The organism is Phascolarctobacterium faecium, assembly GCF_003945365.1.
Taxonomy (GTDB): domain Bacteria; phylum Bacillota; class Negativicutes; order Acidaminococcales; family Acidaminococcaceae; genus Phascolarctobacterium; species Phascolarctobacterium faecium.
Genome location: NZ_AP019004.1, coordinates 1,562,195 through 1,584,000 on the forward strand (window position 1 = coordinate 1,562,195; position 21,806 = coordinate 1,584,000).

The 21,806-nt window shown below is 43.5% G+C and carries 22 protein-coding genes and 1 riboswitch; of the genes, 21 read left to right on the plus strand and 1 reads right to left on the minus strand.

Annotated elements, in window-relative coordinates:
• Positions 1-12: 12 nt before the first annotated feature.
• The 15 genes from PFJ30894_RS07690 to PFJ30894_RS07760 all read left to right on the plus strand — a co-directional run bounded on the left by PFJ30894_RS07690 (position 13) and on the right by PFJ30894_RS07760 (position 15,550).
• Positions 13-3,669: a PolC-type DNA polymerase III gene (locus tag PFJ30894_RS07690; protein WP_113077026.1), complete on the plus strand. Its 3,657-nt coding sequence runs from the start codon at positions 13-15 to the stop codon at positions 3,667-3,669.
• A gap of 18 nt (positions 3,670-3,687) precedes the next feature.
• Positions 3,688-4,146: a thioredoxin-dependent thiol peroxidase gene (gene bcp / locus PFJ30894_RS07695; protein ID WP_021718393.1), complete on the plus strand. Its 459-nt coding sequence runs from the start codon at positions 3,688-3,690 to the stop codon at positions 4,144-4,146.
• 63 nt (positions 4,147-4,209) lie between these two features.
• Positions 4,210-4,953 carry a peroxide stress protein YaaA gene (yaaA, locus tag PFJ30894_RS07700; protein ID WP_113077025.1) on the plus strand — a complete coding sequence of 248 codons (744 nt, stop codon included), beginning with the start codon at positions 4,210-4,212 and terminating at the stop codon, positions 4,951-4,953.
• A 192-nt stretch (positions 4,954-5,145) separates the two neighbouring features.
• The gene (locus PFJ30894_RS07705; RefSeq protein ID WP_125669493.1) at positions 5,146-5,622 is read left to right on the plus strand and encodes a ribosome maturation factor RimP; all 477 of its coding nucleotides are present in this window, start codon (positions 5,146-5,148) and stop codon (positions 5,620-5,622) included.
• A 30-nt stretch (positions 5,623-5,652) separates the two neighbouring features.
• Positions 5,653-6,744, plus strand: a complete 1,092-nt coding sequence (gene nusA / locus PFJ30894_RS07710; protein ID WP_021718396.1) for a transcription termination factor NusA — start codon at positions 5,653-5,655, stop codon at positions 6,742-6,744.
• Entirely contained in the window at positions 6,725-7,003 is a 279-nt protein-coding gene (gene rnpM, locus PFJ30894_RS07715; RefSeq protein ID WP_021718397.1) for an RNase P modulator RnpM, read from the plus strand. The genes nusA and rnpM overlap by 20 nt, the downstream gene beginning before the upstream one ends.
• Entirely contained in the window at positions 6,993-7,292 is a 300-nt protein-coding gene (locus PFJ30894_RS07720; protein ID WP_021718398.1) for a L7Ae/L30e/S12e/Gadd45 family ribosomal protein, read from the plus strand. The genes rnpM and PFJ30894_RS07720 overlap by 11 nt, the downstream gene beginning before the upstream one ends.
• 25 nt (positions 7,293-7,317) lie before the next feature.
• Positions 7,318-10,035 (plus strand): translation initiation factor IF-2, encoded by a 2,718-nt coding sequence (gene infB / locus PFJ30894_RS12050; RefSeq protein WP_113077024.1) that lies wholly within the window; start codon positions 7,318-7,320, stop codon positions 10,033-10,035.
• A gap of 7 nt (positions 10,036-10,042) precedes the next feature.
• Positions 10,043-10,405 carry a 30S ribosome-binding factor RbfA gene (gene rbfA / locus PFJ30894_RS07730; RefSeq protein WP_021718400.1) on the plus strand — a complete coding sequence of 121 codons (363 nt, stop codon included), beginning with the start codon at positions 10,043-10,045 and terminating at the stop codon, positions 10,403-10,405.
• Entirely contained in the window at positions 10,398-11,351 is a 954-nt protein-coding gene (locus PFJ30894_RS07735) for a DHH family phosphoesterase (RefSeq protein ID WP_125669495.1), read from the plus strand. Before rbfA ends, PFJ30894_RS07735 begins: the two co-directional genes overlap by 8 nt.
• Positions 11,348-12,232 carry a tRNA pseudouridine(55) synthase TruB gene (gene truB / locus PFJ30894_RS07740; RefSeq protein WP_125669497.1) on the plus strand — a complete coding sequence of 295 codons (885 nt, stop codon included), beginning with the start codon at positions 11,348-11,350 and terminating at the stop codon, positions 12,230-12,232. Before PFJ30894_RS07735 ends, truB begins: the two co-directional genes overlap by 4 nt.
• Positions 12,233-12,244: 12 nt before the next feature.
• On the plus strand, positions 12,245-13,180 hold the full coding sequence (locus tag PFJ30894_RS07745; protein ID WP_125669499.1) for a bifunctional riboflavin kinase/FAD synthetase: 936 nt from the start codon (positions 12,245-12,247) through the stop codon (positions 13,178-13,180).
• A 115-nt stretch (positions 13,181-13,295) separates the two neighbouring features.
• Complete coding sequence (rpsO, locus tag PFJ30894_RS07750) at positions 13,296-13,562, plus strand: 30S ribosomal protein S15 (protein WP_021718404.1); 267 nt, start codon at positions 13,296-13,298, stop codon at positions 13,560-13,562.
• Between the two features lie 169 nt (positions 13,563-13,731).
• Positions 13,732-14,787 (plus strand): iron-containing alcohol dehydrogenase family protein, encoded by a 1,056-nt coding sequence (locus PFJ30894_RS07755; protein WP_113077021.1) that lies wholly within the window; start codon positions 13,732-13,734, stop codon positions 14,785-14,787.
• 1 nt (position 14,788) lies between these two features.
• On the plus strand, positions 14,789-15,550 hold the full coding sequence (locus PFJ30894_RS07760; protein ID WP_125669500.1) for a YdcF family protein: 762 nt from the start codon (positions 14,789-14,791) through the stop codon (positions 15,548-15,550).
• Positions 15,551-15,601: 51 nt separating this feature from the next.
• Here the strand turns inward: PFJ30894_RS07760 and PFJ30894_RS07765 are convergent, their stop codons facing one another.
• Positions 15,602-17,341, minus strand: coding sequence for an Rqc2 family fibronectin-binding protein (locus tag PFJ30894_RS07765; protein WP_125669501.1), 1,740 nt, complete (start codon positions 17,339-17,341; stop codon positions 15,602-15,604).
• Between the two features lie 134 nt (positions 17,342-17,475).
• On the opposite strand from PFJ30894_RS07765, the gene PFJ30894_RS07770 reads away from it, so the two are divergent.
• The 6 genes from PFJ30894_RS07770 to coaBC are packed head-to-tail and all read left to right on the plus strand — an operon-like array spanning position 17,476 to position 21,530.
• Positions 17,476-18,252: a hypothetical protein gene (locus tag PFJ30894_RS07770; RefSeq protein ID WP_125669502.1), complete on the plus strand. Its 777-nt coding sequence runs from the start codon at positions 17,476-17,478 to the stop codon at positions 18,250-18,252.
• Between the two features lie 33 nt (positions 18,253-18,285).
• The gene (locus tag PFJ30894_RS07775) at positions 18,286-19,185 is read left to right on the plus strand and encodes a YicC/YloC family endoribonuclease (protein WP_167457044.1); all 900 of its coding nucleotides are present in this window, start codon (positions 18,286-18,288) and stop codon (positions 19,183-19,185) included.
• 18 nt (positions 19,186-19,203) lie between these two features.
• The gene (gene remA, locus PFJ30894_RS07780) at positions 19,204-19,464 is read left to right on the plus strand and encodes an extracellular matrix/biofilm regulator RemA (protein ID WP_021718410.1); all 261 of its coding nucleotides are present in this window, start codon (positions 19,204-19,206) and stop codon (positions 19,462-19,464) included.
• A 23-nt stretch (positions 19,465-19,487) separates the two neighbouring features.
• Positions 19,488-20,117, plus strand: coding sequence for a guanylate kinase (gmk, locus tag PFJ30894_RS07785; RefSeq protein ID WP_021718411.1), 630 nt, complete (start codon positions 19,488-19,490; stop codon positions 20,115-20,117).
• Positions 20,118-20,119: 2 nt separating this feature from the next.
• Positions 20,120-20,305: a DNA-directed RNA polymerase subunit omega gene (rpoZ, locus tag PFJ30894_RS07790; protein WP_113077352.1), complete on the plus strand. Its 186-nt coding sequence runs from the start codon at positions 20,120-20,122 to the stop codon at positions 20,303-20,305.
• Between the two features lie 22 nt (positions 20,306-20,327).
• Entirely contained in the window at positions 20,328-21,530 is a 1,203-nt protein-coding gene (coaBC, locus tag PFJ30894_RS07795; RefSeq protein WP_125669956.1) for a bifunctional phosphopantothenoylcysteine decarboxylase/phosphopantothenate--cysteine ligase CoaBC, read from the plus strand.
• A gap of 130 nt (positions 21,531-21,660) precedes the next feature.
• A riboswitch (SAM riboswitch) is annotated at positions 21,661-21,771 on the plus strand.
• The last annotated feature ends 35 nt before the right edge of the window (positions 21,772-21,806 follow it).

Here is a 21,806-nt window from a genome sequence, read left to right on the forward strand (position 1 = left end):
AAGGACGCAAGCATGAAGGCGAAATATTGTATTGTTCCTGATAAAAATAAATTTTTTGCTTTTTTAGCCGAGCAGTCCTTAACGGAAGCAGAATTATTGCGTGCTCGTTTAATCCAGCCGGAGAAAATCTTTATGGATATCGAGGCTGCCGTGTGGCAGATAGAGTATAAAGCAGTTGCTCCCGTGACAGAAACTTTACTTGCAGCGGTGGCAAATAAGCTTACCGCTGCTTTTAATTTAAAAAAAGTGGAGCTGCAGCAGACAAATCTGCTGGAAACTTCCGTTGTGGCTGAATCGGTTAAAACAGAAAATAAGCTTGAAACAGAAAATAAGTCTGTGCAGGTAGAGCCGGAGCGTGAAGAAATTCCTTTGCCGCCGGAAGAACCTGAAGCAGTTGAAATAGGAGAAGCTGCCGCATTTGAAGCAGTACCTTCGTGTGAGGCAGAGCGTAAAGACGATGCTTATGAAAAGGCTTATAACCTTCTCTATGGAGGGAATAAAAAAGCAGACGGCCTTATTTTTGGTAAAGCATTTAAAGGTAAGCCCAGGCCGATGATCGACGTTATCGAAGAAGAAAATCGAGTCGTAGTAGAAGGTGCTTTTGTAAAAAGCATTGATAAGGACGGTAAGCTGACTGCTTTTATTGAGCGAGTCCTGCGTACCGGCAATGTGATGCTCACTTTTAATTTGAGTGATGAAACGAGTGGACTTTATGTTAGAATGCGTTTTGAAAATCTGGAAGAATGTCTGCAGTTTAAAAAGAAGATCAAACCGGGGATGCAGCTGCGTATTATGGGTAATGTTGCTCCTGACAGATTTTTGTTTGATGAAATGGTCATCAGTCCTCAGGGTATTATAGCTGTTCCTAAAAAAGAACGTATGGATAACGCTGAAGTTAAACGTGTCGAGCTGCATTGTCATACAAAAATGAGTAAGATGGATGGCGTAACACCAATGGAAGATTTGGTGGAGACAGCGATAAAATGGGGGCATAAAGCTCTTGCCATCACAGATCATGGCGTTGTACAGGCTTTTCCGTTCTGCTTTGATGTAGCTGAAAAAGCGGATATCAAGCTGATTTTCGGTATGGAAGGTTATTTGATGAACGACGACGGCCATGATATCGATCTGGAGCCGACGGATACGATCAAGAAAAGCCGTATCAAGAAGGTCAAAAATAACCACATTATCATTTTAGCAAAGAACGAAACAGGTCTGCGTAATCTGTATAAACTGGTAACAATCAGTCATTTGCGTTATCTGCATAAACGGCCGATGCTGCCGCGTGAGGTTATCGAAGAATATCGCGAGGGTTTGATCCTGGGTTCTGCCTGTGAAGCTGGTGAACTGTACAGGGCTATTTTGGCAGGTCGTCCCGATGAAGAATTAGAGAAAATAGCTTCTTTTTATGATTATCTGGAAATTCAGCCAACCGGAAATAATATGTTTTTAGTCAGACAGGAGCGCTGCACAGTCAAACAGCTGCAAGAGCATAATAGGAAAATTTATGAACTTGGTAAAAAGCTGGGTAAGTTGACTGTCGCTACCTGTGACGTGCATTTTTTGCATCCGGAGGACGCGCAGCTGCGGGCTATCCTGCAGGCTGGGCAAAATTATTCTGATGCTGATCAGCAAGCACCTCTTTATTTCAGGACAACAGAAGAAATGCTCAAGGAATTTGAGTATTTTGGTAAAGAAATTGCTTATGAGTTGTGTGTAACCAATCCGAATAAGATTGCGGAGATGGTAGAAAAAATCAAACCTGTTCCTGATCGTGATCAGCTGTATTCACCATTTATACCTGGGGCAGAAAAAGCTATCAAGGAAATGTCTTATCAGCGTGCGCACGAATGGTATGGTGAAAATCTGCCTCAGGTAGTCAGCGACAGACTGAAAATGGAGCTCGATTCCATTATCAATCATGGGTTCTCAGTTCTGTATTATATTGCACATAAGCTCGTAAGAAAATCTTTGGACGATGGTTATCTGGTTGGGTCCCGTGGTTCTGTCGGTTCTTCTTTTGTAGCGACTATGATCGATATTACAGAGGTCAATCCGCTGAAACCGCATTACCGCTGTCCACAATGTAAACACAGCGAGTTCTTCATGAAAGAAGAAGTTGCGTCAGGTTTTGACTTGCCTGCTAAAGCATGTCCTGAGTGCGGTACAGAGATGATCCGTGATGGGCACGATATTCCGTTTGCAGTGTTTATGGGTTTCCATGGTGATAAAGTACCTGATATTGATTTGAACTTTTCCGGAGATTATCAGCCGACAGCACATAAATATACAGAAGAACTTTTCGGACGCGATAATGTTTGTCGCGCCGGTACGATTTCAACGATTGCTATCAAAACGGCTTTTGGTTATGTCAAAAAATATTATGAGGCAAAAAATCTGCATGTGCATTCGGCACATGTTGCAGGTCTTGTAGAAGGCTTTGCCGGTATTAAACGAACTACTGGCCAGCATCCAGGCGGTATCATGGTTGTACCGCGCAATATGGATATTCATTATATTTCGCCGATGAACAGACCGGCCGATGAAAAAGATTCGGAAACAGTAACTACTCACTTTGATTATCACTCGATCAACGACCGTCTGGTTAAGCTTGATATACTTGGTCACGACGATCCGACGGTTATCAAAATGCTGGAGGAATTGACAAATATTCCACCGCAGCAGATACCCGTCGGCGATGAAAAAACTATGTCTATCTTCCGTTCGACTGAGGCTTTCGGCGTAACACCTGAGCAGATCGGCAGTGCCGTTGGCACTTATGGTATTCCTGAATGTGGTACACAGTTTGTACGGCAGATGATTCAGGATGTTCAGCCTAAAAATTTCAGTCAGGTTGTAAGGGTATCAGGCTATTCGCATGGTACTGATGTATGGCTGAACAATGCGCAGGATCTGATTCGCGAGGGTAAACCCAGTGAGGAAACGATTTCGACGCGTGATGATATTATGACTAATCTGATCGCGAAAGGCGTAGATCCCAGTATGTCCTTTAAAATTATGGAATATGTTCGTAAAGGCAAGGCAGCTAAAGGCGGTCTGGAAGCACCCATGCTTGAAGCGATGCGTGCCGCAAAGGTGCCGGAATGGTATATTGAATCCTGTAATAAGGTCCAGTATCTTTTTCCGAAGGCGCATGCAGTGGCATATGTTATGATGGCTTATCGTATAGCATACTGTAAAGTGCATTATCCACGTGAATTCTATGCGGCATACTTTACTGTGCGTGCACCGGACTTTGATATGGATCATGTTGTCAAAGGCGTTGATTATATGAAACGTTATATTAAAGATGTTTATGCACAGGGCTATAAAGCAAGTAACAGAGATAAAGATACGGTGACGTATCTGGAGTTGGTGATTGAAATGCTGGCTCGTGGTTTTGAAATGGAACGTATCGATTTGTATAAATCCCATCCGACGCGTTTTACCGTCACTGAAAAGGGATTGAGGCCGCCGCTTGCTGCTTTGGGAGGAATTGGTGTTACTGCCGCTCAAAGTATCAGCGAAGCCAGAGAAATCGGTCATCCTTTTATTTCCCAGGAAGATCTGCGGGTAAGAGCCAAGGTTGGTAAAGCTGTAGTTGAAAAATTGGCAGAACACGGAGCCTTAGGGGATTTGCCTGAAACAGATCAGATAGATTTATTCTGACATTAGGAGGCGATTAGTATGTTAGAAGCAGGAGTAAAAGCACCGGAATTTTCGTTGCAGGACAAAGATGGTAATATTGTGAGCCTGAAGGATTTTTTAGGGAAAAAAGTAGTTGTCTATTTTTATCCTAAGGATTCTACACCGGGGTGTACACGTCAGGCCTGTTCTTTTCGCAATAATTACGGTGAGTATAAAAAAATGGGCATTGAGGTTATCGGCATCAGTAAAGACAGCGTAAAATCTCATGCTAATTTTGCCGCGAAACAGGAGCTGCCTTTTATTCTTTTAGCTGATCCTGAACGTCAGGCCATCGAAGCTTATGATGTATGGCAGGAAAAGAAATTGTATGGCAAGGTATCAATGGGAGTAGTGAGAACGACTTATATCGTTGATGAAAAAGGTATGATCGAAAAAGCATATCCCAATGCTAATCCTGATACTAATGCTGAAGAAATTTTAGCCTATTTGAAAGGTTAAGAATCAAAAGCGCGTTCTTGTATAAGGAACGCGCTTTTTGATAAATACTTGCAGGAGGATACGATGCAGATAATTATTTCCCCAGCAAAAAAAATGCGTATTGATAATGATGACCTTGTTTCTGCGGCAGAACCGCGCTTTTTAAAAGATACAGAAATTTTACTGGCAGAGCTGAGAAAGATGCAGTATGATGATCTAAAAAAGTTGTGGCAATGTAACGATGAGATTGCGGCATTAAACTATAAACGTTTACAGACTATGCGTCTGCGTGCTAATCTTACCCCGGCAGTATTGGCTTATGACGGTATCCAGTATCAATATATGGCACCGCGTGTTTTTGAAAATGCACAGCTTGATTATGTGGCAGAACATTTAAATATTTTATCAGGGTTTTATGGTATTTTAAAAGCAATGGACGGTGTTGTTCCTTATCGTTTGGAGATGCAGGCAAAGTTGCCGGCTGCCGGGTGTAAAAATCTGTATGACTTTTGGGGAAGCAGGCTTTATTTTGAGCTGACGCAAAACGATAAAAGCATTCTTAACCTGGCATCAAAAGAATACAGTAAAGTTATAGAAAAATATTTGACGCCGGAAGTGGAATATGTCAGCTGTATTTTTGGCATTTGGCAGGACGGTAAAGTAAAGGTTAAAGCTACTGAAGCGAAGATGGCCCGTGGTGAAATGGTGCGCTGGTGTGCCGAGCATAATATTTTACACATTGAAGACACAAAAAAATTTGACCGGTTAGGATATAAATATCAGAAGGAGCAGTCCACCGCAAAGGAATTTGTTTTTCTGAAAAACTGAAATTTGTGACTGGGCTTGATAAAAGTTTGAATTTTGCCATATATATTGTAGGGAAGTTAACAAAAAACTTGTAATTAATCTTACAGGGTGGTATAATATAAGCAGAAAATTTATGACTTCTTTTGAGAGAGTGGGTGCTATGCCCGCTCTTTCCGCTTATTTAAGATAAATTACAGACCGGAGGTGAGTATTGTGCAGAAGGAAGCTCTGGAAGCTTTGATTGCTGATTTGGTAACGCCGCTCTTAGATGGTACCGATCTGACTTTGGTAGATGTAGAATATGTGCGTGAAAAAGATTGGTATCTGCGTATCTACATTGATAAACCGGGTGGAGTTGAAATCGACGATTGCCAATTAGTAAGTGAAAAACTGACTACAGTTTTAGATGAAAAAGACCCGATTAAAGAGAAATATTACATGGAAGTTTCATCACCCGGCATTGACCGCCCGTTGAAAAAAGATAAAGATTTTACAGCAGCTTATGGAAGTAAAGTTGATATTTCCTTTTTTGCTCCGTGGGAAGGCTTAAAAGACCTGGTTGGAATTTTAATAAGTCACAGCGATGAGACAATAGAAATAAAAACGATTATCAAGGGAAAAGAAGCCAAAAATCCGGTCAGCATTGACCGAAAACTTATCGCAATGATCAGACCGCATATTGATTTTTAAAGATTATAAAGTATAGGAGGATTAAGAAACGTGAACGCAGATTTTATTCTGGCAATAGGGGAATTGGGAAAAGAGAAGGGGATTGATCCGGAACTCCTGTTCCAGGCGGTCGAAGAAGCTCTTGTAACAGCTTATAAAAAGAATTTTGGTTCTAACCAGAATGTCCGTGTTGATATGAACAAAGTAACAGGTGAACTTCACATATATGCACAGCGTCATATTGTGGCAGAGGTAGGCGACGATCCTAATGAGATTTCTCTGGAGGAAGCCCGTAAAATAGATCCTCGCTATGAAGTCGATGATATTGTAGAAACTGAGGTGACTCCACGTAACTTTGGTCGTATTGCAGCACAAAATGCCAAACAGGTTGTTGTACAGCGTATCCGTGAAGCAGAACGCGGCATGGTTTTCGAGAAATTTTCCAGCAGAGAGAATGATATCGTAACCGGTATCATTCAACGTATGGAAAATAAAAATGTTTATATTGATTTAGGTAAGGCCGAGGCTATTTTGACTCCTAACGAGCAGATCCCCGGAGAAATTTATCAATATCATGATAGGATGAAAACCTATATCGTGGAAGTAAAAAAGACCAGCAAAGGCCCACAGATCATGGTTTCCCGAACACATCCGGGATTGCTGAAAAGACTGTTCGAGCTGGAAGTTCCTGAAATTCACGACGGATTGGTCGAGATCAAGTCAGTAGCTCGTGAACCTGGTATGCGTTCTAAGATATCCGTTTATACTAAGGATGAGAATATTGATCCGGTCGGCGCCTGTGTTGGACATAAAGGTATGCGTGTTCAGACTATTGTTAATGAGCTGCGCGGTGAAAAAATCGATATCGTCAAATACAGTTCCGAGCCTGACCAATATGTGGCTAATGCCTTATCGCCAGCTAAGGTTGTCAGTACTGAAGTTCTGGAAGAAGAAAAAATCTGCCGCGTTATAGTGCCTGACTATCAGTTGTCTCTGGCAATTGGTAAGGAAGGACAAAACGCACGTCTGGCAGCGAAGCTGACAGGCTGGAAGATAGATATCAAAAGTGAATCTCAGGCTGCCGAAGAAGCAGAACAGGGAGCACAAGAAGTTGGTGTAGCCTATGAAGCAGACGAAGATTAAAAAGATCCCTCAACGTAAATGTGTGGGCTGTAATGAAATGAAAGAGAAAAAAGCTCTGCTGAGAATAGTACGTTCTCCGGAAGGTGAGATAAGCCTTGATTTGACTGGGAAAAAGGCAGGTCGTGGAGCTTATGTTTGCCAATCTAAAGAATGTATCACCAAAGCAGTGAAGGAAAAACGTTTGGAACGGGCCTTGGAAAAGCCGGTCAGCGAAGAAGTTTATGCCAAATTGCTGGAGGATTTGCCTGATGGCGAATAATGGTGTGACTTTTGCCTTAGGATTGGCACAGAAAGCAGGTAAACTGGCATCAGGCGACTATGCTGTAAGATCTGCTCTGAAAAACGGTAAAGCTAAGCTATTGCTTGTGGCCGCAGATGCTGCTGAAAATTCTAAAAAAGATATGTATTTTATGGCAGAGATGTCTGATACACCCGTGGTTGAATGCCTGACCAGAGATGAACTGGGCTGGGCGATTGGCAAGGCTAAAAGAACCGCAGTAGTTGTTTTGGATAACAGCTTTGCGAATATGATAAATAAAAATATATGACATAAATACGCTTGGAGGTGGATGAATGGGTAAGCATAGAGTATATGAGATAGCAAAAGAACTTGGTAAAACAAACCAGGAAGTAATCGATATTTTAGCTAAAAATAACATTCAGGTAAAAAGTACGTTAAGCACTGTAGACGATACGGTTAGAGATTTGGTAGTGAAAAACTCGGCCAGGAAGCCTGTACAGGAGAAGAAGGCTGCTCCTGCACCGCAACATATAGTGAAAAAAGAGCCGGTTAAGCAGGCTGAAGCTGCTCCGAAGCAGGTGCAAACTCAACCGAATTCCGCTGCGAATACACAGCGTCCGCAGCAACAACAGGGTCAGCGTCCCAACAATCAGGGGCAACGTCCTATTAATCAGGGTCCGCGTCCTGCTGCCGTTAATCATCAGCAGGGGCAGAACGCAGGTCAAAACCGTCCTAATCAGGGCATCAGCCAGCAGAATCGTCCTAACAACCAACAAGGTCAGCGCCCACAGCAACAGCAGGGGCAACGTCCTAATACCCAAAATCAAGGTCAGAGGTTTAATCAAAACCGTCCTAACCAGGGCGTTAATACGCAAAATCGTCCCAATAATCAACAGGGACAACGCCCGCAGCAGGGAAACAGACCGCAGCAGCGTCCTCAGGGGGGCATTTATATAGGCCCGCGTGGGCAGCAGCCTGGTCAGCATAATGCTAACGCAGCGCGCCCGCAGCAGCAGGGTAATGCGCGCCCGCAACAGGGAAATATGAATAACAATAATAATGCACGTCCGCAGCAAGGCGGTACCGGTGCACAGCGTCCGCAGGCCAATACTGCTCGTCCTGCTGGTGCCAATAATAAACCTTTTAATAAAAATGCCCGTAAAGATAAACCGCAGATCAAAGGTTCTTATGCAACTAAAGACAGCCGTCCTAACCGCAGTAATAATCATATGGGACGCAGTAATAAACGCCAGGGCGGCAATAATAATGTTCCGCGCGTGCAGCAGCCTGTAGTAGAGGTTCAGAAACCTACTTATGTAGAGATCGGCGAAACTATCAATGTCAAAGATTTTGCCAACCTGCTGAAACGTGAAGTCAGCGAAGTTATCAAATCTTTGTTCATGTTGGGCGTGATTGTTACTATCAATCAGGATATCGACTTTGATACGGCATTGTTGGTCGGCAGTGAATTTGATGTCGAAGTTGCCGCGTTACCGCCTGAAGAGGATCCGACTGAAATTCCGGAAGTGGAAGATGATCCGGCTAAACGTTTGCCGAGACCGCCGGTAATAACTGTTATGGGTCACGTTGACCATGGTAAAACTTCTCTGCTTGACGCTATTCGCAAGGCTAATGTTACAGCAAGAGAAGCTGGCGGTATTACGCAGCATATCGGTGCTTATCAGGTTAATTATCAGGGCAAAAAGATTGTTTTCCTTGATACTCCCGGTCACGAAGCTTTTACAGCTATGCGTGCGCGTGGAGCACAGGTAACAGATGTTGCTATTTTGGTAGTTGCTGCAGATGACGGTGTTATGCCGCAGACGCTCGAAGCTATTAACCATGCAAAAGCAGCAAAGGTACCTATTATCGTTGCCATTAATAAAATGGATCGTCCCGGAGCTAATCCGGATCATGTAAAACAGCAGCTTGCTGAGCATGAGCTGATCCCGGAAGACTGGGGCGGCGATACTATCATGGTTCCGGTTTCCGCACATCAGAAAACAGGTATTTCCGAACTGTTGGAAATGATTCTGCTGGTTGCAGAAATGCAGGATCTGAAAGCTAATCCAAGTCTGCCTGCTCATGGTACGATTATTGAAGCGCAGCTTGATAAAGGCCGCGGTCCTGTCGCTACTGTTTTAGTTCAGCGCGGCACTTTGCAGATCGGTGATACTATTATTGCCGGTACTGCTTATGGCAAGGTGCGTGCAATGGTCAATGACCGTGGTGAAAAAGTCAAAAAAGCACTGCCTTCTACGCCTGTAGAGGTTTTAGGCTTGAACGATGTGCCGCTGGCCGGTGATATTCTTGATTCTACTGATGAAAAGATTGCCCGCAGTGTTGCTGAAAAGCGTGTTGCGAAAAAACGTATTGAAGAAATTCAGCAGAATTCCAAAGTTTCGCTGGATGATTTGTTCCAACGTATTCAAGAGGGCGAGATTAAAGACCTGAATATCGTCGTTAAAGCCGACGTTCAAGGTACTATCGAAGCTTTGCGTTCTTCTTTGCAGAATATAAAAAATGACGAAGTTAAAGTCGTTGTTGTACATGCTGGTGTAGGTGCTATTACCGAGTCCGATGTTATGCTGGCCTCGGCCGCCAATGCCCTCATTATCGGCTTTAATGTTCGTCCTGATGCTAACGCCCGTAAAGCAGCGGAAGCAGAGAAGGTAGATGTTCGTACTTACCGCGTTATTTATGACGCTTTGAATGACGTTGAAGCTGCTATTAAAGGTATGCTGGCACCGAAATTCCAGGAGACTATCCAGGGCCGTGTAGAGGTTCGTCAGATGATCACTATTTCGAAAATGCTGATTGCTGGCTGCTATGTGCTGGAAGGTAAGATCACCAATACTTCTAAAGTGCGCGTAGTTAGAGACGGTATCGTCATCAACGAAGACGAAATCGACACTTTACGACGTTTCAAAGACGATGTGAAGGAAGTCGCTGCAGGCTATGAATGCGGTGTTACTTTGGAAAAATTCCGCGATTTGAAAGAAGGCGACGTGTTCGAAGTCTTCACTATGGAAGAAGTCGCCGTCGAATAGGTGAACTATGGCTAGATTAAGAGTAGAAAAAGTACAGGAAGCAATCAAACAGGAGCTTAGTAAAATGCTGCTGATGGATATCAAAGATCCACGGATCCAGTTTGTTACCATTACCGGTGTTGAGCTTACTGACGATATGAGCATTGCTAAAGTATATGTCAGCCTTTATGGTCCGGAAAAGGATCATGAAGCCGCCTGGCAGGGATTGAATAAAGCACTTGGCTTTATGCGTACGGAAATAGCAAAGCGGATTCGCCTCCGCTTTGCTCCTAATTTGATTTTAGTAAAAGATACTTCGATGGAGTATAGTGCACATATCGAGGGATTGCTGAAGAAAATCAAAGAAGAGGAAGGTCCCTCGCATGAGTAAGCATTGTTCCCTGCAGGAAACAGCCGCTTTACTGCAGGCTGCCAATAAAATAGTATTATGTTCTCATGTGAGCCCAGACGGTGATACGCTGGGCTCTGCTTTGAGTTTGATGAAAGCTTTGCAGAAGCTTGGGAAAGATGTCATTGTGACTGTTGATGATGAAATCTCAAAGGTCTATAAATTTTTACCCGGTATCGAAAGCTTTGTCCGTTTTCAAAATGATGAGCGGATAGCTGCGGATCTGTTAGTCGTGATCGACGCCAGTTCTTTAGATAGAGCCGGTAACGTGTCACAGTGTGTCAATGCTCCTAAAACACTCAATATCGACCATCATATTTCTAATACCGAATATGCCGATTATTTGTATCTTGATACAGCTGCGGCTGCTACTGGTGAAATTATGTATGAGTTGATTGATACATTAGGAGTTGAAGTGGATCTGGAGATGGCAACGTGTATCTATACGGCGCTGTATACGGACTGCGGTTCTTTCAAATATTCTAATACGATGCCGAAAACGATGCGGATAGCAGCAGCTTTATTGGAAATAGGGGTAAAACCCAATGAAATTTCTGACAGTATGGAGATTAAGCCGCGCTCTAATATCGAGATGCTGACAAAGGTTTTGGAAACATTGACCTTTGATGCTGATGGTAAAATTGCATATATTTCTATTAATAACGAAATGTATGACAAAGATGTTGATACAGATACCTTCATTTCTTATCCAAGGTATATTGAAGGCGTCGAAGTTGCTATTATGTTTAAAGCCGTGGAAAAAGCTGTTACCCGTGTCAGTATGCGGTCTCGTAACCTTGATGTTTCTGAAATCGCTATTACCTTCGGCGGCGGCGGTCATCTGCGCGCGGCAGGCTGTACTATCGAAGCCTCTTTACCTGAAGCGCAGCAGCAGCTTTTGAAAGCTTTAAAGGAAAAATTAGTATGACATCAGGCATTTTGAATGTACTCAAGCCCTGTGGAATGACGTCTCACGATGTGGTCGGCTTTCTGCGCAGGACTTTGCAAACTAAGAAAATCGGACACGGCGGCACACTTGATCCTGATGCCGCGGGAGTACTGCCTGTTTTTATCGGTACGGCAACAAGGCTGTTGGAATATGCAGTCGAAGGCCGTAAAAATTACCGGGCTGAACTGAAATTCGGTATCAAGACAGACACAGGAGACGACAGTGGTACGATCATTGCCAGTTCAGAGGTTCGTGTTGTTACTGAAACCGAAATTCAAGAAACTCTGCAAAAATTTATCGGTGAACAAAAACAGATTCCGCCCATGTACTCTGCTATAAAAAAAGATGGTCAGAAGCTTTATCAGCTGGCACGGCAGGGGATTGAAGTTGAACGGGAAGCACGGAGCATTACTATTGATGCTTTAGAGCTGCTTCATAAAACTGGTACTTCTTTAACACTTGATATTGTATGTTCAAAAGGAACTTATGTAAGGACTTTGCTGGAAGATATTGCGGCAGAACTTGGTATGTGCGGCACAATGAGCTTTTTATTACGCAAACAGGTAGGAGATTTTTACCTGTCAGAGGCCAAAACTCTAGAAGAAATTGCCGCTGCACCGTATGCTTATCTGCTTCCTGCCGAAGCAGCAGTGCAGGATTTACAGGAACTGGTTTTGACAGATAAGCAGGCGCTGCGGATTACTCAGGGGGTAAAGACCACTGTGCGAGGCATTTCAAACGGTACATACCGCTTGAAAACGATTACAGGTGATTTTCTTGGCATTGGCAGTGCAGAGTCCGAGCTCGTTAAAGCTGAAAAAATATTGAAACAATTTCAAGCAGATGCGGAAATGATTTAGATTGAGGCAGATATGGAAATCATTACTTCATTAGAAGCTGTGAAAACTGAATATAGTCCCAGTGTTATTGCTTTGGGAACTTTTGATGGGCTGCATTTAGGTCATCAGGATATTATAAAAACAGCACGTGATTATGCCCAAAAGCATGGTTTGAAGCTGATTGTTTTTACATTCAGCAATCATCCCTTATCCCTGATCAAGCCTGATTTAGTGCCAGTGCGAATTATTACGCAGCAGCAAAAAATAAAATACCTGGAAAAATTAGGCGTTGATATTTTGGTGAACGTACCTTTTGATCATGATTTAGCCGGATTATCGCCGGATGAGTTTTTGAAAAAACTGGCTGTATTTAATTATCGATGCTTAGTAGTAGGTGAAAATTTCAGCTATGGTTTTTTAGGCAGCGGTAAAACAGATACTTTGCAGCGTACCGGATTGCACGATCACTTTACCGTGATTATCAGGCAACTGGTCAAATGCGGTAAAAACGTTATCAGCAGTACTGGCATCAGAAGTCTGATTCAGGCAGGGCATGTGGAGCATGCTAATCAGATGCTGGGGTGTGCTTATGCGCTCACCGGTATAGTTACGCATGGGGCGCAGCGCGGCAGGACAATTGGTTTTCCAACTGCGAATATCGAACTGCAGCGCAGTGAAACTGCTGTGCCGGCAACTGGTGGTTATGCGGTCAAGGTCAAGGTAGGCGATAAGCTGTATTTTGGTATGGCCAATATCGGCAATAACCCTACTTTTGGCGATGTGGAGCATGCACGTCTGGAGGTAAATCTGTTTGATTTTAAAGGCGATCTGTATGGCAGGGAGATCACTGTTTACTTTTATAAATATATACGTGGTGAAGAAAAGTTTGCCAGTATCGATGAGCTGAAAGCACGTATTACTGAAGACCGCGAAAATATTAAAAACTATTTCCAATGTTACAAAAAATAGTTGTCTTTAAAAGTCAAGTGTGGTATACTACATAAGTACTTTAACCAAGGCTTGGATGCTCGCTTCTCCAACGACCTCTATGCTTTGGGGATTATAAAAAAATGGAGGAATTACAATGTTAACAGCTGAAAGAAAACAACAACTCATTCTTGAAAATGCACGTCATGAAGGCGACACCGGATCTCCGGAAGTACAAATCGCTGTTTTGAGCGAACGCATCAAATATTTGACCGAGCATCTGAAAGAACACAAGAAAGATCATCATTCCCGTCGCGGCCTGCTGAAAATGGTTGGTCAACGTCGTGGTCTGCTGAACTATCTGATGGCTAAAGATATCGAACGTTATCGCGCTATCATTGCTAAACTTGGTATCCGTAAATAATTTTGAGTATCAGAGCCTGCCTTTTCGGCAGGCTTTTTTATTTTCCTGTTAAGGTGACAGAGTTTTGTAAAATATTGTTTTGTTTTAGTAATAATGCTGTTAGTAACAATGATTTTGCTATATAATAGGGAATAGATAATATGCTAATAAAACTACGCCGGGAGGTTAAATGATGAGTAATTATTCCTTGCCGTTGTTTATGCAGGTCAAAGAAAACGCAGTTCAGGACCTCAATAAAAATCTAAGTTTATATATGCCTAAACTTATTCATACCAAAACTTTGATTTTAACGACAGACGGACTTTTACAGACTTTAGAGAAAAAAGTCGTTGTTCTATTGAAACAGTTACTGGATTTTGAAATCATTACCGTTCAGGAGAGTTCCTTTGATTTTGCTGTTGATGTTGCTAAAAAGGTAGCAATGAACAATATCAGCCTGATCATTGGTTTGGGCGGCGGTACAGCACTGGATACGGCCAAGTATGCTGCTTTTGTTGCCAACGTAGCTTATATAGCGATACCGACTACACTTAGCAATGACGGCGTTGCCTCTCCTGTTTCCGTATTGTTTGCAGAAAACGGCCGCAAACATTCTTTTACTTCTAAAATTCCTGACGGATTATTGATCGATACTGATATTGTTTTTGACGCGCCGAGGCTTTTGATGAAAGCCGGTGTCGGTGATACGATCAGTAATTATACGGCACTGTATGATTGGAAGCTGGGTTGTGAAGAAAACAGCGATCGTCCTAACGATTTTGCCTATATGCTTTCTGAAACGGCGTTTACTTCGCTTTTATATTCTGAAGCTAAATCACTGACGACAGTTCCCGGGATTCAAATGCTGGCCCAGTCACTGGTCTTGAGCGGGCTGGCGATGCAGATAGCTGGTAATTCACGTCCTTGCAGCGGGTCGGAACATTTATTCTGTCACGCTATGGATGAGTTGTTTGAGCATAATATCCCACATGGTATTTTGGTAGCTCTTGGCAGTGTCGTAGCCTGCCGTCTTCAGGGACGTGACCATCATATTCTGCTGGATTTTCTGGAAGCTTACGATATTTCCGTTAGCCCAAAAACTTTGAATATTACTGAAGAAGAATTTATCAAAGCCTGGATGTTTGCCAAAGAAGTCCGTAAGCGTTATACGATTTTAAATAAGATCAATTTACAGCCGGAGATTTTCAGACAGATGTATGAGATGCTGGTGAAGGAATGTAAGTAATATGCTGTATGTACATAAGTTTATTGCGGGCTGGCTGCTGCCGCCAGGCGGTATTATTGTAATGCTGTTTTTACTGTGCGGTTATTGTTTTAAGAAACGTAGCAGACTTCGTTATCCTTTAACAGCAGTAACGGTCACTTTATATCTGTTTTCGATTCTGCCTGTTGCCGGAATGCTTATGCAGGGACTGGAAAAGCAGTATGTTCCTCCGGCGTTGGAAAAAATAATCGGTAAAACTGATGCTGTAGTTGTTCTTGGTGGCGGAGCTGTCAGGGATGTGCCTGATATCAGTGGTAGAGAGGCCTTGTCGGCGGTCTCTATGAATAGATTGATCACCGGGGTGCGTTTGCAGAAACGATTAGATATCCCGATCATTATCAGCGGTGGGCAGGTTTTTGCCGACAGTGGTACAGAAGTCGCAGTGGCAGAAAAAGTGCTGCTAGAGCTTAGTGTACCGCCACAACAGGTTTTTACTGATACCGAAGCAAGAAATACAACTGAAAATGCTGTTAATGTTGCTGCGTTGTGCCGTGAACAGCAGTGGCAGGAAATCGTATTGGTGACCTCGGCTTTTCATATGCCGCGCAGTGTACTGAATTTTGCTGATAAAAGTTTGGACATAGTGCCTTTTCCCTGTGATTATCAGCTGAGCGGAAAAATGCAGCTAAGTATTTTTAGCTTTATGCCGCAGGGGTTTGCGCTGGAGCTTTCTGCAATGGCGTTAAAGGAATATTTAGGGCTGCTGGCTTTAAAGATATTGTAAAAATAATCTTGGTATAATAAAAACACCTGGTCGGTAAACCAGGTGTTTTTATTATTTGCTTAAAAGTTTTTGAGCCTCTGCTTCATCAGGCGTAGCATAGTAGGTTGTTTGATCGGTATAGATCACAAACCCAGGTTTAGCGCCATTGGGTTTCTTGACAAAACGCCGCTCGGTACAGTCTACAGGTACCTTGCTGCCGCTGCGGCTTTTGCTGAAATAAGCGGCCAGTAGAACTGCTGCTGCAATATCACTTGCCGTTGCCTGGGGCAGCGTTGTTTTTAAGATGACATGTGATCCGGGAATGTTTTTAGTATGGAACCACAGATCCTTACCGCGTGCTAATGTAAAAGTCACGTAGTCGTTTTGTTTATTATTTTTACCGATATATAAGGTCGTTTCTTTGGAAATCTTTATGAGCAGCGGCTCCGATTTTGGTTCCTGACCTTTATGTTTTTTGCCCTGATTCTGCAGCAGTCCTGCGGTGATAAGCTCCTGTTTTATTTCAGCAATTTCGTTCTTGGTGGTTGCCGTAGTCAGTGAAGCGTCAATGGAAGCCAGGTAATTGAGCATCTCCCTGGTCGTTTCAATTTGGTTTTGGACTTCGCTTTGTGCACGTTTATATTTATTGTACCGTTTATAATAAGCCTGTGCGTTTTCAGTAGGTGAAAGTAAGGGGGATAATTGGATTTCAAGCGGCTCGTTGTCATAAATATTAAGCAGTTGGCAGGAACTTTGTCCCTTGCTGATCTGATAAATATTAGCCATGATGGTATCGGCGATCATCCGCTGTGCTTCAGCTTTATCAGCGGTAAGCAGATCTTTTTCCAAAACCGGCAGCTTCTTTTCCAGACGCTGACTTTCGCCGATGACTAATTTTTGCAGTGTTTCCTGTTCAGGTAGTTGAATTGGCGTCAGGGTGACTGCATAATTAAGCGCACTGTTGATATCTGGCAGTTGTTTAGTATTACAGCCTGATTCCAAAATCGTGGGGGCAAAAGGCAGAATAGTCTTGACCTGATTAGTGCGGCTGATGACAGCATATACCGGCGCTGATGTTTGCTGATTAGCTGATTGCTGTAATGAATAGATTGCATTGGCGAGACGTTGTTCTTCCTCTGCAGTCAAAGCAGTTGTGTTGCTATCTATACCAGCCGCAGCTAAAAGCTCGGATGCGGTTATTTTGCCAATGCCTGTAGTGGCAGCGATCAAAGCAGCTAAGCTGTTTTTAGTTTTAAATTCGTGCATTGCCTCAATGATTGCATTAGCTGGAGCTGTTAAAATAGAAAGTCCGGTCTGCTGAGGCGGCGTAAGATAAGGCAGATTAGGCATGATCTGCCGGAAAGAACTCATTGCTTTATTAACATGCTTCAAGCTGTCGAAAATCAGACCGTTTTCGGCAAAAATGATATTGCTGTTTTTGCCGGTCAGTTCAAAAATCAATTGTTTAGTAACTATTTGTCTAGCGGTACCGATTGTATCAATATCTATGGTAATGATACGATCCAGACCGCTTTGCTCGATTCTGGTTATACGGCCTTCTTCCAGATGCTTGCGCAGCAGCATACAAAAAGCCGGAGGACTTTCGGGACGTTCGGGTAAATTATCCGGCAGGTACAGCATCGGTGAACCGCAGCTGAAATCAGCAAGCAATGCCGCAGTATCGCGTTCGCGTTTTACAAGCAGCAGCAGCGACTCGTATGAGGGCATAAAAACCTTGTAGATCTTGCCGCCTAAAAGCTCTTCTTTTAGTTTATTTGTTAAAATATGCAAGGTCAAACCTTCTAAATTCATTGATTTGCTCCTTTTTACTTCGTTTTTTAGTGATTTTGATTTGCACGTAAAAGCAGAATAAGATATAATAATAGTTCAAGAATAAGTATACAACAGATTTCGCGATTAGCAAATAATCGGAAGGGGATACGATTATGAAAAATCTGCTTTTGGTGCTGTGCCTGGTTGCCTTTTGCCTGCAGGCAGAAGCGGCGCTTCCAGCTACTGATCAGAATTTAGAAGCGGCTATTGCCTATGGTAAAAGCTATCAGGGTGAAAAAAATGACGCGGTTATGCTGCAGCCGTGGGTAATTGCTGAAAGTTTTGAAACCAATCCTTATCGTGATGAGGAAAGGATCATAGTTTATACTCCTTATCTGCTGACGGCTCTGGATACCGCAGGAAAAACGCAGGAGGTTGCCGGTGTCAGTGTGGAGAATGCTAAAGAACTGGTAGCGCGTTACGATGGCGTGCTAGTTATACGTGCGGTGATTAACGCACCGATAATCCTGAATGAAAAAGATTTGGAAGTGCAGCTTGTGCAAAATGGGAATTTTGTCACACCATACCACAGCGACTATTTAGACGGCAGATATCTTGACAAGGCGGTCAATAAGCCTATCGTTGATGTGGAGGTACAGAAAAAGCTGGACCGGATGGAAACGATCGAGGAAAAAGCAGCAGCACTGCAAAAACAGCTGGATGCCTTGAAGGAAAATAAAATCAAGCCTGCGGACATCGATCTGGAGCAGAAAACGAAATCGGATGTCAAATCTGAGTCTGTGGAAGTAAAGCAGAAGATCTGCCAGCTGCAGTATAATTTTTATTTTGATCAGGCAGAATTTAATGTTGACAAACCTTATTTACTGGTCATTAAGGACGCTTATTGCGGCGGACGAGAATTTGTCGTGGATCCTGCGTTATTAAAATAAAATGAATCATCATAAAATTTAGGAGGTTTTAGCTTGCTGAAAAGTATGACTGGCTTCGGCCGGGGTGAATATGAAGATGAGCAGTTTTCAGTAACGATTGAAATGAAAACGGTCAATCACCGTTATAACGAGGTAGCTATTCGCTTACCGCGTTTTTTGAATCCGGTAGAAGACAGAATCCGTAAGACTATTTTAAAATCTGTTAATCGTGGACGCATCGATGTTTTTATCAATGCTTCTTATACCAATACAGAAAACGTTTCGATTAAAGTAGATAAAGCTTTGGTATTGGCGTATCATAACGCTTTGCGTGATGTTGGTTCCGCTATCGGCTGTGAAGACTATAAGCTTAACGAGCAGTCGGAAATTTTATATTTGTCACGCTGCCCGGATGTGATCAATGCACAAGAAGGTTTTTTTGACGTTGAGAGTGTTTGGCCGAAGCTGGAACAGGCTTTGCGCCAGGCTATCAGTAATCTTGTCTCTATGCGTGAGACTGAGGGCAGTAATATCTATGGTGATTTCATTAAACGTGCCGATCTGATTGCCGAAAAACTGGCAGTAATCGAAGAACGTTCGCCGCAGGTAGTTGAAGAATACCAGACCCGCCTTAGCGACAGGATCAACGAACTGCTTGCGAAACATAACCAGGTCATTGAACCGGAACGATTGCTGCAGGAAGTCGCTATTTTTGCTGACCGTACCAGTATTACTGAGGAGATCGTCAGACTGAAAAGCCATATTAAACAATTCAGGCTGATCATTGATGCAGATCAGCCTGTCGGTCGCAAGCTCGATTTTCTTATCCAGGAATTCAACCGCGAGGCAAATACCATTGCTTCCAAAGCCAACGATTATACTTTGGCGCAAGTTGTTGTGGAGATCAAAGCTGAGATAGAAAAAATCAGGGAACAGATCCAGAATATCGAGTAATGGGGAAAGGGTGAAAGTATGGATATCAAATTGATCAATATTGGCTTTGGCAATATTGTAGCTGCCAACAGGATCATTTCTATCATCAGTCCTGAATCTGCTCCTATCAAAAGGATTATTCAGGAAGCGCGCGACAGAGGTATGCTGATTGATGCCACTTATGGCCGCAGAACCAGAGCGGTTATCGTGACTGACAGCGGTCATATTATTTTATCGGCTGTGCAGCCGGAAACAGTCGCCAACCGTTTAGTGCAGACTGACGACGAAGACGAAGAATAAATAAAACGGAAGGTGGGCTAATCGTGAAGCCGCAGGGGTTATTATTAGTTTTGTCCGGGCCTTCAGGAGCCGGCAAGGGAACGATTTGTCAGATGCTTAGGGAAAAGCTTCCCGACTTGGCTTATTCCGTTTCAGTTACTACCAGACAGGCGCGTAACGGCGAAGTTGACGGCGTGAATTACTTTTTTAAATCTGTGGAAGAAGTAAAGCAGATGATCGCAGAGGGAGAACTGCTGGAATATGCCGAGGTTTATGGAAATTATTACGGTACGCCCCGTTCTTATGTTATGGAACTGCTGAATCAGGGTAAGGATGTTATTTTGGAGATTGATATCCAGGGCGCGATGCAGATTAAAAAACGCTTTCCTGATGGAGTATTTGTGTTTATCGTACCACCGTCACTTGATGAATTATGCTCGCGCATTTATAAACGCGGCACGGACAGCGAAGACGTTATTAAACGCCGTTTAGCTTCGGCAACAGGTGAACTGGCTTATGCCAACGAATATGATTATATAGTCGTCAATGATGTGGCGCAGAAAGCTACCAGCAAAGTTTTGACGATCATGGAAGCAGAACGTTACCGTGCTGCCAGAACTTATTTTATTATCAATGAAATTTGCCATGCGGCACATAAGGAGAGAGAAATATGAGTATGGTTGACCCTTCTATCGATTATTTAGCAGAGAAAGTTGACAGTAAATACACCCTGGTGATTTTAGCTGCCAAACGTGCCCGTGAACTGACGGTAGGCAATCAGAATATGCCTCAGAAAGAAGTAAGCACCGCTTTACGCGAGATCGCTGACGATGTTATTACTTACGAGCGTAAAGTACGCTGAGATAAGGGGGCTTAGTGCCTTGTTGCTAAAAGGAAAGAAAATCGTTTTAGGCGTTACTGGCGGTATCGCCGTTTATAAAGCTGTCGATCTGGTAAGCCGTCTGCGCAAGCAGGGGGCCGAGGTGCGTGTCGTTATGACAGAGCATGCCCGGCAGTTTGTTACGCCGCTGACATTTAAGGAAATCAGCGGCAACGCTGTTGCGACTTCTATGTGGAACAGTAACCAGGAATTTAATGTTGAGCATATCGCTCTGGCAAACTGGGCTGATGTTTTTGTAGTAGCTCCGGCTACTGCCAATATCATTGCGAAAATGGCGCACGGTCTTGCCGACGATCTGCTTTCTACAACTTTACTGGCCGCTCAGGCACCGATCATCGTCTGTCCGGCGATGAATACAGGTATGTATGAAAATGCTTTGACGCAGGAAAATATTACCTGCCTGAAAGAGCATGGCGTAACTGTGATGGCCCCGGCGACAGGCTTTTTGGCCTGTGGTACTTCTGGTGCGGGACGTCTGCCTGAGCCTTGTGAGATCGTGGAATTTGTCAAAGCTTTCTTTGCCAGAAGTTGTGGCGATATGAAAAATCTGCGTGTTTTGGTAACTGCTGCCGGTACCCGCGAGCCGATCGACCCGGTACGGTATGTCGGCAACCGCTCCAGCGGTAAGATGGGTTATGCTATCGCGCAGGCCGCTGCTGACCGCGGTGCCGAGGTGACGCTGGTTTCGGGGCCGTCGGTGCTGAATCCGCCTGCTAATGTCAAAACGGTGCAGGTTGAAACTACGCAGCAGATGATGGACGCCTGTCTGGCAGCTTACAACGACATGGATATAGTGATCAAAGCTGCTGCTGTGGCTGATTACAGACCCCATGATGTTGCCGAACAGAAAATCAAAAAGAAAACTGACGACGCTTTAACTGTCGTAATGGATAAAAACCCTGATATTCTAAAAGCTCTGGGCGAACGTAAAGAAAAACAGTTTTTGGTAGGATTTGCTGCCGAAACTCAAAATCTGATTGCTAATGCAAAAGAAAAAATCTGCAAAAAGAATTTGGATATGATCGTTGCTAACGATGTCACTTTGCAGGGGGCAGGATTTAACTCTGATACCAATATCGTTAAATTCCTGTTTCCGGACGGCGAAGTGCGCGAGCTGGAGCAAATGACCAAAGCAGAAGTTGCAGAAGAGCTTTTGAATACTGTTCTGCGTTTGCGCAAATCGTAAATAGTATAACTCGTTCAAAAGGCGTAGAAATAAGCTTTTGTAGGCCTCGGGATGTAAAAATGAAAGATTTTTGTAAAATCTGTTGCAATTTGAAAGTTGTTCCGCTATAATAAGCATTGTAATTGAATATTACTCATCAAGAGCTGGTGGAGGGAATGGCCCTGTGAAACCGCAGCAACCATTGTAAGGTGAAAGTCTTGCAAAACGGTGCTAAGTCCTGCGATAATTCGTGAGATGAGAATGCTGAACAATAATACGCAGCGCTCTCATTATGAG

What these genes read in the sequence shown, in the direction of transcription:
- PFJ30894_RS07755 (WP_113077021.1), top strand. Translation starts at nt 13,732, where the DNA reads ATGATGAGTAATTATTCCTTGCCGTTGTTTATGCAGGTCAAAGAAAAC.
- truB (WP_125669497.1), top strand. Translation starts at nt 11,348, where the DNA reads ATGACATCAGGCATTTTGAATGTACTCAAGCCCTGTGGAATGACGTCT.
- yaaA (WP_113077025.1), top strand. Translation starts at nt 4,210, where the DNA reads ATGCAGATAATTATTTCCCCAGCAAAAAAAATGCGTATTGATAATGAT.
- bcp (WP_021718393.1), top strand. Translation starts at nt 3,688, where the DNA reads ATGTTAGAAGCAGGAGTAAAAGCACCGGAATTTTCGTTGCAGGACAAA.
- PFJ30894_RS07770 (WP_125669502.1), top strand. Translation starts at nt 17,476, where the DNA reads ATGAAAAATCTGCTTTTGGTGCTGTGCCTGGTTGCCTTTTGCCTGCAG.
- remA (WP_021718410.1), top strand. Translation starts at nt 19,204, where the DNA reads ATGGATATCAAATTGATCAATATTGGCTTTGGCAATATTGTAGCTGCC.
- infB (WP_113077024.1), top strand. Translation starts at nt 7,318, where the DNA reads ATGGGTAAGCATAGAGTATATGAGATAGCAAAAGAACTTGGTAAAACA.
- rpsO (WP_021718404.1), top strand. Translation starts at nt 13,296, where the DNA reads ATGTTAACAGCTGAAAGAAAACAACAACTCATTCTTGAAAATGCACGT.
- PFJ30894_RS07720 (WP_021718398.1), top strand. Translation starts at nt 6,993, where the DNA reads ATGGCGAATAATGGTGTGACTTTTGCCTTAGGATTGGCACAGAAAGCA.
- PFJ30894_RS07765 (WP_125669501.1), bottom strand. Translation starts at nt 17,341, where the DNA reads ATGAATTTAGAAGGTTTGACCTTGCATATTTTAACAAATAAACTAAAA.
- PFJ30894_RS07735 (WP_125669495.1), top strand. Translation starts at nt 10,398, where the DNA reads ATGAGTAAGCATTGTTCCCTGCAGGAAACAGCCGCTTTACTGCAGGCT.
- rbfA (WP_021718400.1), top strand. Translation starts at nt 10,043, where the DNA reads ATGGCTAGATTAAGAGTAGAAAAAGTACAGGAAGCAATCAAACAGGAG.
- PFJ30894_RS07760 (WP_125669500.1), top strand. Translation starts at nt 14,789, where the DNA reads ATGCTGTATGTACATAAGTTTATTGCGGGCTGGCTGCTGCCGCCAGGC.
- rpoZ (WP_113077352.1), top strand. Translation starts at nt 20,120, where the DNA reads ATGGTTGACCCTTCTATCGATTATTTAGCAGAGAAAGTTGACAGTAAA.
- rnpM (WP_021718397.1), top strand. Translation starts at nt 6,725, where the DNA reads ATGAAGCAGACGAAGATTAAAAAGATCCCTCAACGTAAATGTGTGGGC.
- PFJ30894_RS07690 (WP_113077026.1), top strand. Translation starts at nt 13, where the DNA reads ATGAAGGCGAAATATTGTATTGTTCCTGATAAAAATAAATTTTTTGCT.
- PFJ30894_RS07745 (WP_125669499.1), top strand. Translation starts at nt 12,245, where the DNA reads ATGGAAATCATTACTTCATTAGAAGCTGTGAAAACTGAATATAGTCCC.